The 14272-nt window shown below is 42.7% G+C and carries 13 protein-coding genes; 4 read left to right on the top strand and 9 right to left on the bottom strand.

The window, feature by feature from the left end; all coding sequences use genetic code 11:
- Window positions 1-24 precede the first annotated feature (24 nt).
- On the top strand, window positions 25-1956 hold the full coding sequence (locus OCC_RS00400) for a helicase C-terminal domain-containing protein (protein WP_004067416.1): 1932 nt from the start codon (window positions 25-27) through the stop codon (window positions 1954-1956).
- Between the two features lie 295 nt (window positions 1957-2251).
- Here OCC_RS00400 and OCC_RS00395 read toward each other — a convergent pair whose 3' ends face one another.
- From OCC_RS00395 to albA, 6 genes are all read right to left on the bottom strand, one after another.
- The gene (locus OCC_RS00395; protein WP_004067418.1) at window positions 2252-3595 is read right to left on the bottom strand and encodes a cyclic 2,3-diphosphoglycerate synthase; all 1344 of its coding nucleotides are present in this window, start codon (window positions 3593-3595) and stop codon (window positions 2252-2254) included.
- 170 nt (window positions 3596-3765) lie between these two features.
- Window positions 3766-4857 carry an eCIS core domain-containing protein gene (locus tag OCC_RS00390; RefSeq protein WP_004067420.1) on the bottom strand — a complete coding sequence of 364 codons (1092 nt, stop codon included), beginning with the start codon at window positions 4855-4857 and terminating at the stop codon, window positions 3766-3768.
- Between the two features lie 21 nt (window positions 4858-4878).
- Window positions 4879-5478, bottom strand: a complete 600-nt coding sequence (gene psmB, locus OCC_RS00385) for an archaeal proteasome endopeptidase complex subunit beta (protein ID WP_004067422.1) — start codon at window positions 5476-5478, stop codon at window positions 4879-4881.
- Between the two features lie 97 nt (window positions 5479-5575).
- Window positions 5576-6109 carry a CBS domain-containing protein gene (locus OCC_RS00380; protein ID WP_004067432.1) on the bottom strand — a complete coding sequence of 178 codons (534 nt, stop codon included), beginning with the start codon at window positions 6107-6109 and terminating at the stop codon, window positions 5576-5578.
- 58 nt (window positions 6110-6167) lie between these two features.
- Complete coding sequence (locus OCC_RS00375) at window positions 6168-6764, bottom strand: ArsR/SmtB family transcription factor (protein WP_004067434.1); 597 nt, start codon at window positions 6762-6764, stop codon at window positions 6168-6170.
- A 113-nt stretch (window positions 6765-6877) separates the two neighbouring features.
- Window positions 6878-7153 carry a DNA-binding protein Alba gene (gene albA / locus OCC_RS00370; RefSeq protein WP_004067437.1) on the bottom strand — a complete coding sequence of 92 codons (276 nt, stop codon included), beginning with the start codon at window positions 7151-7153 and terminating at the stop codon, window positions 6878-6880.
- 185 nt (window positions 7154-7338) lie between these two features.
- Between albA and purB the strand changes: the two genes are divergently transcribed.
- A complete protein-coding gene (gene purB, locus OCC_RS00365; protein ID WP_004067438.1) occupies window positions 7339-8691 on the top strand; it encodes an adenylosuccinate lyase in 1353 nt (450 codons plus the stop codon).
- Here the strand turns inward: purB and tiaS are convergent.
- Window positions 8688-9971, bottom strand: a complete 1284-nt coding sequence (tiaS, locus tag OCC_RS00360) for a tRNA(Ile2) 2-agmatinylcytidine synthetase TiaS (protein WP_004067440.1) — start codon at window positions 9969-9971, stop codon at window positions 8688-8690. The two genes, purB and tiaS, sit on opposite strands and share 4 nt — an antisense overlap.
- Window positions 9972-10096: 125 nt before the next feature.
- Here tiaS and OCC_RS00355 point away from each other — a divergent pair, with 125 nt between their 5' ends.
- A complete protein-coding gene (locus OCC_RS00355; protein WP_004067442.1) occupies window positions 10097-11053 on the top strand; it encodes a transcriptional regulator in 957 nt (318 codons plus the stop codon).
- Here OCC_RS00355 and OCC_RS00350 read toward each other — a convergent pair.
- Complete coding sequence (locus OCC_RS00350; RefSeq protein WP_004067443.1) at window positions 11046-12296, bottom strand: HD domain-containing protein; 1251 nt, start codon at window positions 12294-12296, stop codon at window positions 11046-11048. The genes OCC_RS00355 and OCC_RS00350 overlap by 8 nt on opposite strands.
- 69 nt (window positions 12297-12365) lie before the next feature.
- On the bottom strand, window positions 12366-13643 hold the full coding sequence (locus OCC_RS00345) for an AMP-binding protein (RefSeq protein ID WP_004067445.1): 1278 nt from the start codon (window positions 13641-13643) through the stop codon (window positions 12366-12368).
- Window positions 13644-13768: 125 nt separating this feature from the next.
- Between OCC_RS00345 and OCC_RS12740 the strand changes: the two genes are divergently transcribed.
- Entirely contained in the window at window positions 13769-14158 is a 390-nt protein-coding gene (locus OCC_RS12740) for a hypothetical protein (RefSeq protein WP_020953559.1), read from the top strand.
- Window positions 14159-14272: the final 114 nt, after the last annotated feature.

Below are 14272 nucleotides of genomic sequence, written 5' to 3'. Positions count from 1 at the left end.
TAATAACCTTTTTGATGAGTTGATATGAGCGAATACTTCCCTTATAACTCCTTAAGGCCAAACCAAGAAGAGTTCATCAAGCTAGTGGATAATGCAGTAAGAAACGGCGAAAATCTTGTCATTGAGGCTCCAACAGGCTTTGGAAAAACTGTAAGTGTGTTGGCTGGAGCTTTGCCCTATGCCAAGGATATGGGATACAAGATAATCTACCTCGCAAGAACGCATAAGCAGATGGACAGAGTTATAGAAGAGCTCAAAGCCATAAGCAAGAAAACCCATGTAAGCGGAGTTGAGTTCAGGAGCAGAAAAGAACTTTGCCTTCACCAGTATATTCAAAACTTTGCCCCCGACGCTTACAACGCGATGATAGTCTGCAAAAATCTCAAAAAGCTTGGCAAATGCGAGTTTTTTGAAAACTTAAAGAAAAAGAAGGAAGAATTTGACGAACTTGTCCAGTACTTCATTCAAACGCCTGCGGAACCCATAACAGTGCTCACCTATTCTAAAATGTTTGACTTCTGTCCTTACGAGCTTACCCGGAAGGTTGCACTTAATTCTGATGTAATAGTGGCGAGCTACCTCTACATGATAAATCCAGCTATCAGGGAGAACTTTATGAGCTATTTTGATTTTGACTACTCTGACTTGATAGTGATCTTCGATGAAGCACATAATCTACCGGATCAGGCAATAAATGCCTTAAGCGACAAGGTAAGCATCCATAGCATCAACAGGGCAATAAAAGAAGCCGATGAATACAAGGAACACGAGACTGCCAATTTTTTAAGCATCTTTCTAAAGGGATTGGAGAATCTCTATCAGGAAAAATTGAAGGATATGAAGGTTGAGGAAGTTCCCATCCTTCCTGAAAGCATCTTTTACCACGTTTTTGACGTTCTGGGAATTAATGAGAGACAGCTTATTAGAATTCTCGATCAGATGGTAAAGGCTGGAGATGCAATAAGGGAGGACAAAATCGAGAGAAACCTTCCTCCTAGGAGCTATGTCGGAAGGGTAGGAGAATTTTTGCTCCTTTGGTTTGCCCTTATTGGGAAGGAGGATTATCTCTTTTTGATGAGCAGAGATAAAGGCTTCTCTCTTGAGCTTGTGGCATTGGATCCTTCAAAAGCTCTGAGTTTTATTAAGAATGTTCAATCGGCAATTTTCATGTCTGGAACGCTAACTCCCCTAGAAGCTTTTGCGGATATAATGGGAGTGGAGGGCAGGCTTAAAAAATTCCCCCGGATGGTTAAGAGGGAAAATGCCCTTGTTTTAGTTGCTAGGGATGTCTCCACAAGGGGGGACGAGAGAAGCCTTGAACTTTACAAGAAGCTTGCTAGATATGTTGTTGAAGCAGCAAAGTTCATCCCAAAAAACGTTGGCGTCTTCACGGCTTCTTACGAAGTCCTCGAAGGACTTTTATCTGCCAATGTTGATGTACGGATAAGAGAAGAGACTGGAAAAAAGGTATTTATCGAGAAGAAAGGGGCCTCTTCAAAAGAGAACGACCTTTTGGTGATGGCATTTAAGGAGGAAGCAAAGAAGGATGGGGCTGTTTTGCTTGGTGTGATGGGAGGAAGGAATAGTGAAGGGCAGGATTACAGCGGAGATGAGATGAACGGCGTTGTTTTAGTGGGCATTCCCTATGCGAGACCAACACCGAGGGTTCAAGCTCAAATAAGGTACTTCGAAAACAAGTTTCCTGGGAAGGGAAGGTACTATGGTTATATTTTACCGGCTCATAGGAAGCTCGTTCAGGCTGCTGGAAGAGTGCACAGAAGTGAAGAAGAAAAAGGAGCGATAATAGTTCTAGATTACAGACTTCTCTGGAAGTCTGTTCAAAGAGACCTCCCAGATTGGATGAGAGAAACACTAAAGCCTGTAACTTTAGCATCAATGAAGAGACATCTTATAGACTTTTATAGGGGAGAAAAAATTAAAGTTGAAGGGACTTAATCCCTCTTCTCCACAATATAGTATGCAGCTGCCCCAATTAGACCGAACAGCAGTGCCACAAGCCATCCATAAGAGGCTCAAAAGCCCAATGATCAAACTTATTATCCACCACATTCCCAGCATGACTTCACCTCGGAGTACTTGTTACCATCTAACTTTATAAAGCTTTCTAATTAAAAAGAGTAAACGAAAACAAAACGCAAATCCCTAGGGGATACCAATTTGGAGTATAGGACAAAAGAGCATGATGACAAACTCGATTTAAAAGTTCAGAATATAAAAGAAAGGAAAGAATTCACTCCTTCTTAACGTGCTTTTCGACGAATTCCTTGAGAACGTCCTTGAGTTTTGGATATCCTATCTCTTCAAGCTCGTACTTGACCCTTACAGCAGGCTTGTTGAGGTTCATGAACCTTCTAAGGTCAACTGGGGTTCCCATGATGACGACGTCGGCATCTGCTCTGTTGATGGTCTCCTCAAGCTCCTTGATCTGCTTCTTGCCGTAGCCCATTGCTGGTAGGATAACGTCAAGGTGTGGGTACTTCTTGTAGGTTTCAACTATTGAGCCAACGGCGTAGGGTCTTGGGTCGATGATCTCAGCAGCTCCGAACTTCTTGGCTGCAACGTATCCAGCGCCGTATCTCATTCCACCGTGTGTGAGTGTTGGGCCATCTTCAACCACGAGAACTCTCTTGCCCTTAATGAGCTCTGGCTTGTCAACGAAGATCGGTGAAGCGGCCTCGATGACGGTCGCGTTCGGGTTGACTTTCTCTATGCTCTCCCTTACCTTTTGAATGTCATCTCTGTTTGCTGTATCAATCTTGTTTATAATTATCACATCGGCTGCTCTGAAGTTGGTCTCACCTGGGTGGTACTTAAGTTCGTGTCCAGGTCTGTGTGGGTCTGTCACTACTATCCAGAGGTCTGGAACATAGAATGGAAAGTCGTTGTTTCCGCCGTCCCAGAGGATAATGTCGGCCTCTTTCTCCGCCTCGCGGAGTATTTTCTCGTAGTCAACACCTGCATAAACCACCATGCCCCTCTCTATGTACGGCTCGTACTCTTCCCTCTCCTCGATGGTGCACTCGTACTTGTCGAGGTCTTCGAATGTAGCAAAGCGCTGGACGACCTGCTTTCTCAAGTCTCCATAGGGCATTGGGTGTCTTATGGCAACTACTTTGTAGCCCATCTCTTGAAGGAGCTGGGCAACTTTCCTTGATGTTTGGCTCTTTCCACAACCTGTTCTAACGGCTGTAACTGCTACAACTGGCTTGGTGCTCTTTATCATTGTGCTCTTTGGTCCGAGAAGCCAGAAGTCAGCACCAGCAGCGTGTGCTCTTGAGGCAAGGTGCATAACGTGTTCATGGGAAACATCTGAGTAAGCGAACACAACTATGTCAATGTCATGTTCTTTGATTATCTTCTCAAGGTCATCTTCGTTCCATATTGGTATTCCGTTTGGATAAAGCTCACCAGCAAGCTCTGGTGGGTAAATTCTACCCTCGATGTCTGGAATCTGGGTGGCTGTAAAAGCTACCACTTCATACTCGGGGTTGTCCCTGAAAAACGTGTTGAAGTTGTGGAAATCCCTTCCTGCAGCACCAAGAATTACTACCCTCTTTCTTTTCTTTTCGGCCATTTCTATCACCTCAAAATATTTTTGGTTTGGGCAAATAGTGTTTGAATTTTGGCATTTATAACTATTTTTGTTGCCTAATGAAATATTTCACCCGAAAATCTTCATTTTGTCCTCGTTAATCAAAAAGAAGTTTCGATAATAATAGTACAAAACTAGACATAAGAGAACACCTATTGTTTTGGGAGTATTGTTTTAAGCATAAGCTCATTTCCACCAACCGTTACTTGGACTTCCAATTTGGTTGAGTCATTAGCCTTTTTAGTGAGAAGGTTTTGGATTTCCTGAAGGGCTCTATCCTCATTCCAAAGGCTCTTCCACATGAGCATATAGTGCGTGGAGTTTTCCGCTAGAATTATTTTATCTCCCTCCCATGCCATAGATATTCTTGAAGCTTCTTCTTGATCTACGCCATTCGTCACAAGAAGGAGATAGAAATAGAACTCCCCGAGTCGATCTTCGTGGATTATTCTGTAATCCCTGCCTAAGCTTATCTCCACCTCTTGGGGAAGAACTTTGGCTAAATAAAGCTCTGGATGCATTATCTGCTGGGTTGTTTGTGGTGAATTGGTGTAGGCTTCATTGACAAGCTCCCAACCTCCTTTTTGGTAAAGGTATTCGACGAATTTGTCACCAAAAACATAGGGAAAGTACCCAAAGTTTATGGGAGGGTCTTTGAGGTACAGGGAGGTTATTTTCTCTATTCTGATGCCGTGCTTCTTGCAATAAAGGTCGGCAGTTAAGTCTGCATCACCCTCAATTAGGGCTTTAATAGCAAGGCTACCGTCAAGTGTTTCCGGGTACTTTGGGTCGAAGTACTGCTTTTGTATCACGTGGGTAAATTCATGGGCTAGAACCCTCTTAGCGGTATCTTCCCTTTTAAAAAAGTTTTCCGAGATTATGTAAACTTTATTCCCGGAGGTAACCGCTATCCACGAGGCAGTTTCTTTTTCTCTTGTTTTTGTGAGGTTATAGTCAAGCGGAACAAGAAAGGTCATCTTGTATATTAGCTCCCACTTTTTGATCTCTTGGTAATCCTCTCTGCTTGGACCCCATTTTTTAAGGGCTTCTTCCTTAGTAAGGACAATTATTTTTGGATTCTCCTTAAGACTAAGCCCCCTTATTTCCTCAACTTCTTTCGATATGTTGGAGGCTATCTGAAGCACTTGCTGAGCATCTTCGCTTGGATAAGAGTAGTTGTGATACAAAAACGCAATAAAGAAAATGCCTATGAGAAAAAGGGCAAGGAGAGACTTGTTCCTCATTTAACCACCAGAAATGTAAAATCACTCCTTGAACTCGACGAATTCTTCCTTCATGCCATCTTTGGTTATTGTAACCACCTGAATCTTCCTTTCTCCCGTGTAAACATCTCTCTTACCCGCTGTCCTGACTGCCCTTATAGCCAATTCTCTAGCCTCTTCGATTGTCATATCTTCCTTGTACCCGTCTTCAAGTATCGCTATTGCAAACGGACTCCCAGAGCCCGTTGCAGTGTAGTTATCAAAGATAAGCCCTCCCAAAGGATCGAGGCTTGCAAGTGTTGGTTCCTCAACGTAGCCACCGATGATTATCTGCACCATGTAGGGGAACCATTTGCTCTCGTTAAGTATGTTGCTGAGAAGGTTTGCCATAGCCTTTGCCGTCATGGGTTTTCCCCAGGTGAATTGGTAGTATCTAGCCTCAGCTTCAAGCATTCTCGCTAAAGCCTGCAAATCTCCAACGCTTCCCGCGGTTGTTATTGCTATCTTATCGGTTATGGGTAAAATTTTCTTTATGTTGAGGGTCTCCACCATGTGATCGAGAGAAGCTTGAGTATCCGCTGCCAATACTACTCCATCTTTCAATTTAATCCCAACAGTGGTTGTTCCGGTTTTCTTTTCCATATCCTCTCACCTCTAGATGTGTATTCCTTAGAAGAGTTTTAAACCTTTGGGAATATAAGCTAAGCTAAAGCGGATTTAAAAATAATCGAAGGAGTATTCAGCCTTCAAGCATGTCTTTGCAGCTCTCGCAGACCCATCTTTCATAGCCTTCGTGGACAACCCTGTGGAGCTGAGCATACTGCCCACAAACCTCGCATATCCCATAGACTTCTCCTTCTTCCTTTTCAGCTTCCTCTTCCTCGTGATTGTAGGCATTTACCGCTGCAAGAAGGTCTGCCGCCGTTACAAAGCCCATTGGCATTCCAAGCTTTGTTACTAGGAGCATCCTCACTCCTTTTTCCATCATAAGCTCGATTGCATCCTGAATATCATAGTCGTATTCTATCGTTATGGGATCTTTTGTCATTATCTCACTGATTTTTACCTCTTTAGGGTCTTTCCCTTTGGCAACTACCTTGTTGAGAATGTCTCTGTCCGTAACGATACCTATTATCTCATCTTTGTCCATAACAACCGCACTGCTTACTTTGTTCCTTGCGAGAATTTTCGCAACTTTTTCAACAGTTTCATTTGGTCTAACAACAACTGCCTTCCTTTTAACTATTTGCTCTACAGTAATTTTTGGCATCATTGTTATTCCCTCCTGATTCATATTGAACTACGATAAGAAACTTAAAAATGTTTTGGGGTTAAATCTTCTTTTTCATTAGGTATCGAGAAACTAGGAAAAACCCTACCACAAATACTAAAATCGCCAAAATGTATGGTATTGGTGAACTCTCAGCTAACTTGGATGTAACCGTTTTGTTAATACCCTCAAGCCCTGGAGAAGGGGCTCGTTCAATAGCGTATGTTGCATTCTTGGCAACTAATTGGGGTTCTTCTTGGAGGAGCCTGTCGAATAGTACATACACTCCTGAAGCTAGAAGCCCGGCTATTCCCAAGCTTATGATCTGTATTTTCTCAAAAACTCTTAGGAAACGTTTTTTGACCGGCATTCCTCTAGGAAGCAGAAGAATTGGCTTTGATGCAGCCCTGTAAAGCTTCACCTCTTGTAGCCTCTTCCCGTATTTCTTCCCTGCAATTTCTACAAGCCCTACCCTTACCATTTTATCTATGTGATAAGAAACAGTTGACATTGGGATTCCAAGCTCCCTTGCTATTTCTGACATTGAAAGCGTCTTTTCTTGCAGGAGTCCCAGTATTAGAAGTGAGGTTTCATTTGCAAGAATTTGAGCCAGTTCTTTAGCCTTCTCATCTCTCACATCAATTGTTTCAAATTCCACCTGCTACACCAAGATTATTTGGCAATAAAAATATTAAAACCTTTGTTTTCACTTCAAAAGGGGTTGAAGTAAAAAATCCGAGCAAAGTTATGAAAAGGAAAGAAAAGCTAAGTTCATGGCTTCTCGAGGATGATCTCGATTGTTGAAGTGTTGGCTGTTCTTCCATCAGCTGTTGGGAGCTCCTCTGTGCCGATCTTTATCTCTTTAACCCTAACCTCTGGAAGGAACCTGTTCCTGACGATCTCTGCAACGTCAACGGCCCTGCTGATAGCCCTACCTCTTGCTCTGATGCTAACTTCCTTTGCACCCTCGTTGAACTGGGTTATTACGGCCAATACATAGTTCATAACAGGCTTCTTTCCTATGAAGACAACATGCTCCTCTGCCATTTTTGACACCCTCCGAAAGTTTTGTCAATAGCAAACTTTGGATATGTAGTTAAATACTTTTCGGTTAAATACCAGAGTTTCCAAATATGTCCTAAAAACTCAAGAAGTTGAGTTTTAGTTTTAACATCTTTGTGTACATTAGAAAATCTTTTTAAGGTTGATTATTACAAAAAATTGGTGATACGATGGCTATTCATCCAATTGATTACAGGTACGGTAGTGAGGAAATGAAACGCATTTGGGAGGAAGAAAATAAGCTCCAAAAACTTCTTGAGGTTGAGGCCGCCTTAGCAAGAGCCCATGCAAAGCTCGGCAACATCCCCGAAGAAAGTGCAAGAGCAATTAGCGAAAGGGCAAACACAAAATGGGTAAAAGTTGAAAGAGTTAAGGAAATCGAGGCTGAGATTCACCACGATATAATGGCCGTTGTTAAGGCATTAAGTGAGGTTTGTGGAGAGCATGGAAAATACGTCCATCTTGGAGCGACTTCCAATGATATAATAGACACCGCCAACGCTCTTCTTATTAAAGAATCTTTGGAGATTGTTTTAAAAGATCTGAGGGAGCTCCGTTCAATACTCAAAAACCTCGCAAAGGAGCATAAACATACGGTGTGCATTGGAAGAACTCACGGCCAGCATGCCGTCCCAACCACATATGGGATGAAGTTTGCCATCTGGCTAGATGAAATCCAAAGACATATTGATAGAATTGAAGAGGCCAAGGAGAGAATCCTTGTAGGGCAGATGAGCGGTGCTGTTGGAACAATGGCATCCTTTGGCGAAAAAGGGCTTGAACTTCAGCGTTTAGTTATGGAGGATCTTGGCCTTAAGCCTGCAAGAATAAGCAACCAAATAATTCAGAGAGACATCTACGCAGAGCTCATGGGCATTCTAGCCTTAATAGCTTCAACCCTCGACAAAATAGCCCTTGAGATAAGAAATCTCCAGAGAACTGAGATTCTTGAAGTCAGCGAACCCTTTGGAAAGAAGCAGGTCGGCTCTTCAACGATGCCGCACAAGAGGAACCCGATAAGGTGTGAAAAAGTCAGCGGGCTTGCGAGAGTTATCTATTCCAACGTTATTCCAGCTTTACTCAACAATCCGCTTTGGCATGAAAGAGACCTTACCAACTCTTCAGTTGAGCGTGTTATCCTTCCAGAGACGTTTATACTCTTAGACGAGATGCTGAAGAGCATGAAGAAGGTTTTATCTGGTTTGGAGTTTTTCCCGGAGAACATAAGAAGGAACCTCTACCTCACAAAGAACCTCATAATGGCCGAGCCGCTGATGCTCAAGCTTACGGAGAAGGGAATGGGGAGGCAAGAGGCTCACGAACTGGTGAGAAAACTCGCCATGAAAGCATTTAAAGAGGGAAGGGACCTGTTAGAAGTAGTAAGGGAAAGTGAAGCCATGGAATATCTCACTGAAGACGATTTAAACTCCCTAAAGCCGGAAAACTACATAGGCTTGGCTCCCCAGATAGTGGATAACGTAATAGCCTACATAGAAGAGGTCGAGAGAAGGGAGAGAAGTTAGTTCCTCTCAGCTGCTTCCAAAATTTTTTCCTCTCCAAGTGGAAGGACGAGCGGTCTGGAGAGGTGTTTCCTAGCATCTGGCGGAACTTCATAAATTTTTTTCTCAAGCTGGCGGGGCAGTCTTTTTGGAATCAAGACTTTTTGCATTTTATGCCCACACTTCTTGCATTTCAGATAGTCCCCTTTGCTTTTCATCGTCCCCCCGCACTTTGGGCATTTTGGCTTTTCATAAACTATTTTTTCGGCAAGCCTTATCGGGTAGAATTTTTCTAAGTTGAGAGTCAGAACATCCTCAAACTCCTTCACTCCTCCGGCTGCAATGATCTCGTCGCCTTCAATTAGCATTCTAACGTATCTTCTAAATCCCTTAGTGGGCTCAAAAGCTGCAACCCTGATTGTGCCGGTTTCATCACTCAGCTCAAAAAACACGTGCCTTCCTTTCTCCCAGTATTCTCTACTAACTCTCCCTCTTACAACGGCACTTTCTAAGGGCTTTAATTCGCCGATCTTTCTAAACCTCAAATGCTCATCCGTGTTCTGATTTGTTTTATAAATCTGGAAAAACTCCACGGGCTCTTCGATGATGAGGTTTTCAAATGCACACAAGACCCTATTTTTATCTATTCCCCTAATGCCAACCAGAACAGGGTCTTTTCCGTGGGGTGTTATTAGAACGCTCCCCTTGAAGGGGTCGACGTTATCATATGTGAAGGGATAGGTTAATCTGTCAGCTTCAAACACACTCTCTCTGTTGACCCTCCTTTCTTTTCCCCAAAATTCTCTTTTCCTATATGCCAAGAGTTCATAGGTGAAGTTTTCCAATGGATGACCAACTGCAGCTAGGGCTCCTATTATGCCCCTGCCAAGCTTGAACTTGTGGATTTCTGCATTTACTTCTTTCGCAACTTTTTCAGCATCCTCAATGGTAACGTGCTCCCATATAGCCTTATACGTAAACTCTTCCAGTTCTTTGGGAATTTCTCCCTCCAGAAATACAACTCCGGGGTTTGTGTTCTCATGATTAAAGTCCGATAACTCCTCAACCATATCCAGAACAAGCTCTTTTATCTCTGGAATGTCCTCATCTTCCACTTCGAAACTCATTGCCACAGCTCCGTTTCCCCTTGTCTTGTACGGTACGTTTGGGTTTAGACGGATGAGCTTTGGAAGGTCTAAAGGCTCCGCTACCCTGGAGATCTCTCTATACAGCAGGGCACCTAGATAAGTGGTGCACATCCCATCCGGTGAATCCGTGTCGTCAATGCCTATGTGGAGCTTCATCATCCCTTAGGATATGCCAAATGGTTAAAAGTTTATTCCTCACGAAGCCCCGTCCGTGAGGGCGGGGTAGTTCACCCATCAATGGGAAACTTTTAAATTTCCAAGCTTTATTTATAAATGATATGATGGAAAAAGAGAGATTGTTGCGAATTGTTGAAAGCATATTCAGGGGAACTGGATTTAAGGTAGCGAGAATGGAGTTTAAAGGTTCGTGCTTTGACCTAGCTGCGAGTAGGCTCTTTTTGTTGCTCTTTGTGAAAGTTCTTCAAAACATCGACTCCCTTACAGAGGAGCAGGCGGAAGATTTAAAACGTTTAGCCAAGTTCTTTGAGGCTTCTCCGCTTATTGTGGGGTTAAGATCTAAAAACGAGGAGCTTGAAGAGGGCGTAGTTTACGAGAGACATGGAATTTACGCTCTAAACCCCCAAACGCTGTATGATGTTCTTGTGGAAAACGAACTACCCGCAATCTTTGCCGAGAGAGGAGGCTTTTACGTGAGGGTCAACGGAGAATACCTGCGAGAGCTTAGGGAAAGACACGGTTACAGTATTGGGGAACTTGCTGAGCTTCTAGGGGTTTCAAGAAAGAGCCTCCAAAACTATGAGAGGGGAGAGCAGGCCATGAGCCTTGAGGTTGCCCTGAGGCTTGAAGAGCTATTTGACGCCCCAATTGCAAAGCCCATTGATGTCCTCAACGCCAAAGTTGAGGCCAAGATGGAAGTTGAACCGGAGACAGAACTTGAAAAGGAAATTTTCAAACGCTTAGAGGATTTTGGAATGGGTGTTGTTAAAATCAAAAAAGCTCCGTTTGATGCTATCTCAAAGGAAGAGGGGGTGAAGATTTTAACGGGCATAAGCGAGAAAAAGACATCATCAACTGTGAGGAGAGCTCAGATGGTAAATGAAGTCAGCAAAATTATCCAGAGCGACGGGCTGTTCATCCTCGAAAAGACTAAAACCGAGGTTGTGGGAGAGATTCCCCTCATTCCAAAGGAGAAACTCAACGAGATTAGGGATGCCGACGAGCTTATTGAGATGATTGAAGAACTCAAGAAGGAGATAAAGAGAAAGATATTCAGCTGAAGAAAACTTTTCTCCACACGTCTCTAATCTTGTCGACATATTTTGATGGCGAGGCAACCATTACTGCCCATCTGGGTGTTTGCCTTCTCTTGAGGGCGTTTGCGAGTGGGGTAACTTTTGTTAAGGGCTTTATTTCTCCGGTGTGCATTACTACTCCAATTTCCGTTGACTTCAATCTCGGCTCGGTAAGCATTAGGTCAGCCGTTGAGAATTCTATAATTACCTCTCCTTCCTTCGCTCCCACGGCATCTGCTAGTTTCCTTTCGAGCTCTTGGCGCTTCTTTATGTCTCTATAAACTGCCAACAATTCTCTTTTTTCCTCGGCGGTAAGTTCATCGGCCCCTAATAGCAATGCCGCCTTAAACAAGTCGCGGTACTTGATGCGCTTGACGATTTCCCTTGGATATCCTTCCAAATCCTCGAGCTCCACGAGAACTCTGCAGTCTGTCATCTTCCAGAACTCCCAGAGGTAGCCGTCTTCAAGGGCAAACTCCAAAGCCCTAGTCAGCATTCCCTCCGCTATCTTTACCGTGTGGTGGAAGTAAACCCTTGAGTACATCAGTGCTCTAGCTACCATCATGCCCTCAACTGCCTCAACCCCCTTCTCGTCAACAACAAGCTCATTGTTGTGAATTCTTAGAACCTTCAGAAGCCTCTCAAGGTCGATTATCCCATGGGCTACTCCGGTGTAGTGTGCATCCCTAATAAGGTAATCCAGCTGGTCTACATCCACATCTCCATGTAGTGCCTGTCCGAGGTATCTTTTTCCATATTTGCCCAGAATAAGGTCGGCAACTTCTTTTGGCTTGTATCCGTAAAAGTCAAGTATCTCAGGTATGAACTGCCTTTCTTCTATCTCCCCATCTATTATGTCGATCTTTCCAAGGATGATGTTTTGGCCGAGATGCATATGGTCGTATTCCCTAACGTAGTGCTCGTATATCTGCTCGAAGGTATGCGAAAACGGACCGTGGCCGATGTCGTGAAGCAAAGCTGCTGTCTCTAGGAGGGTTTTTTCCTCTTCGCTAAGTCCCAGTTCCATGGCAAGCCTTTTTGCAATGTTGTATGTTCCTAGGGAATGCTCAAAGCGGGAGTGATTTGCACCGGGGTAGACGAGATATGCAAGGCCAAGTTGCTTTATATTCCTAAGCCTCTGAAATTCCGGAGTTTTTATGAGGTCTAAAATGAGCCCGCTTATCTTCATACTTCCATGAATGGGGTCGTGGATTATCTTTGGCTTCATAATTCTCACCTAGAATAGACTTGAGGTTTTTAAGTTAAATAATTTACCATGAAAAAAGAGAAAATAAAATTAGAGGTCTTTTCCAACGATGAAGATTCTCTTTGTCTTCCCTGGTTTTTGGGATAAGCCTTCTCTTACCTTCTCCGCTGGAACTGCCTCTACGACAAGCTCAGAGGATTTAGCCTCTTCAACCTCGTATCTAACTGGGTTGTTGGCTTCGTATATTAGACTCTTTATTTCGTCTTCTATGCCGGATGGCTTTTCTCCCACGTATCCGACTTTTATTATGGCTTTTGGTTTTGGATTACCCGGCGAGAGAGGGTGGTAGATTATCACGAAGTCCACCAAGAAGGGATATCTGTGAACGATGTCCATAACCTGATCTATGTGGAGTTTTGCCCCTCCAAGGCTTATAACATCATTTGACCTCAGTATGTTCATGACCTTACCATTGACTACTCTTGCCAAATCCCAGTTTTTGTAGTTGAAAATGGGGAGTCCTGTAAGTTCTGTTTCCTTCATAATCTTGGTAACGTAAACGTGATAATACTCTTCGTATTCGTCCTCCGTTTTCTTTAATACAAGTAATGATTCGGGGAACTTAAATGGTACATCTATCCTGTCTTTTGTGACTATCCTGTAGCCAACAAGTCCATCTTCTGACATTCCTAGAAGATCTACAATAACAGCATTTGGAAAGTTTTCCAAAATTCCTTTGGCGAGTTCCTTTGTAAGGGGTTCTCCTCCTATGACCAGGGACTGTATGTCTGCCTTAATGTCATCTGGAAGAACAAAACCAAGCTTGTATGCACTAGTTGTTAATGCGAAGAGAGATGTTGGTTTAATTTCTCGAAGTTCATGTATTAGTAGGTCTTCTGCTTGTATATACTGGATAGGGATTTGAACATATCTGAGTTTTGTTCCTAGATATCTAAACGCTCCAAGGACAAAAAATCCAGATGACGACGGCAATTGTGGGAAAAATGATGCTACTACAGCATTTTCCATAAGTTCGCTAGCCCAAGCTTCTAGCTGTCTGCTTCCTCTCTTTATATCATCTATGGTATAGGGAATTCTTTTTGGTTTTCCAGTAGTTCCACTTGTTCTTGATAGTACATGAAAAACTTCCATATTCTTTATGTACGTTGGCCATACCTTCTCTATATCATACAAATCATGGGGGGTTATGAAAATACTGTCAATCTTTGATAACAACATTTCTGGAGTTAGCTCCTCCACATCTACGTTTGAAAACTTCTCCTTCCAGAATTCTGTAGTTTTGTACGCTGTTTCGGCGGTGTATCTTAGACTTTCCAAATCCCTTTTTCCAACAATTAAGCCATCCATGAGCTTCCCTCAAAACATTGATATAACACTTTGTTATTATAAAGTTTTGGTTTCGGAATGGAAAATTTTCAATGTCCAATAACATTTTTATAATCTTTTTACAGATTTTATTTGGTGAAAGTGCAATGTTATATGAGGATATAATAAGGGAATACGAGAATCCTCTAAAAGTTTCTGAAGAAAAAACAAAAGAGTACCTAATGAAAATTTTCGAGTATCACCTCGAAAATACACCGTATTGGAAGAAATTTAAAGGACAAGTCGATCTTGATGAGATTTTTCAAGGAAAGCTGGAGAGAGTTTTTGAGAACATCTTCGATGCGGGCTTGTTTGTAGATGAAGATTACTTAAGAGAAAACTGGTTAGATTTTTTTCCAGAAAATTATAAGGGAAAAGTCAGATTTTATCAATCTTCAGGAACGACTAGAGAAAGAGCAATTACTCACTGGGATTACGAATATATGAAGCTCCTTGTAAAATTTCTAAAAACCTCTCTTGATAAATTTATGGATTAAATGAACGTTATGATGAAAAGCATAGAATGCGAGCTATAGCTCACGGCCCGTATGGATGGTATCAGGAAGAAACGAGTGAGCTTATCTGGTCTTATGTGGGACTGTTATACATCA

It is taken from the genome of Thermococcus litoralis DSM 5473 (genome assembly GCF_000246985.2).
GTDB classification, from domain to species: domain Archaea; phylum Methanobacteriota_B; class Thermococci; order Thermococcales; family Thermococcaceae; genus Thermococcus_A; species Thermococcus_A litoralis.
The sequence above is the reverse complement of the archived record's forward strand: the minus strand, read 5'-3'. Positions and strand labels throughout refer to the sequence as shown.

Bases quoted from the DNA above. Each gene is read 5' to 3' on its own strand.
- OCC_RS00355 (WP_004067442.1), top strand. From the start codon at position 10,097: ATGGAAAAAGAGAGATTGTTGCGAATTGTTGAAAGCATATTCAGGGGA.
- psmB (WP_004067422.1), bottom strand. From the start codon at position 5,478: ATGGAAAAGAAAACCGGAACAACCACTGTTGGGATTAAATTGAAAGAT.
- OCC_RS12740 (WP_020953559.1), top strand. From the start codon at position 13,769: ATGTTATATGAGGATATAATAAGGGAATACGAGAATCCTCTAAAAGTT.
- OCC_RS00400 (WP_004067416.1), top strand. From the start codon at position 25: ATGAGCGAATACTTCCCTTATAACTCCTTAAGGCCAAACCAAGAAGAG.
- OCC_RS00380 (WP_004067432.1), bottom strand. From the start codon at position 6,109: ATGATGCCAAAAATTACTGTAGAGCAAATAGTTAAAAGGAAGGCAGTT.
- OCC_RS00350 (WP_004067443.1), bottom strand. From the start codon at position 12,296: ATGAAGCCAAAGATAATCCACGACCCCATTCATGGAAGTATGAAGATA.
- OCC_RS00395 (WP_004067418.1), bottom strand. From the start codon at position 3,595: ATGGCCGAAAAGAAAAGAAAGAGGGTAGTAATTCTTGGTGCTGCAGGA.
- OCC_RS00345 (WP_004067445.1), bottom strand. From the start codon at position 13,643: ATGGATGGCTTAATTGTTGGAAAAAGGGATTTGGAAAGTCTAAGATAC.
- OCC_RS00390 (WP_004067420.1), bottom strand. From the start codon at position 4,857: ATGAGGAACAAGTCTCTCCTTGCCCTTTTTCTCATAGGCATTTTCTTT.
- tiaS (WP_004067440.1), bottom strand. From the start codon at position 9,971: ATGAAGCTCCACATAGGCATTGACGACACGGATTCACCGGATGGGATG.
- purB (WP_004067438.1), top strand. From the start codon at position 7,339: ATGGCTATTCATCCAATTGATTACAGGTACGGTAGTGAGGAAATGAAA.
- albA (WP_004067437.1), bottom strand. From the start codon at position 7,153: ATGGCAGAGGAGCATGTTGTCTTCATAGGAAAGAAGCCTGTTATGAAC.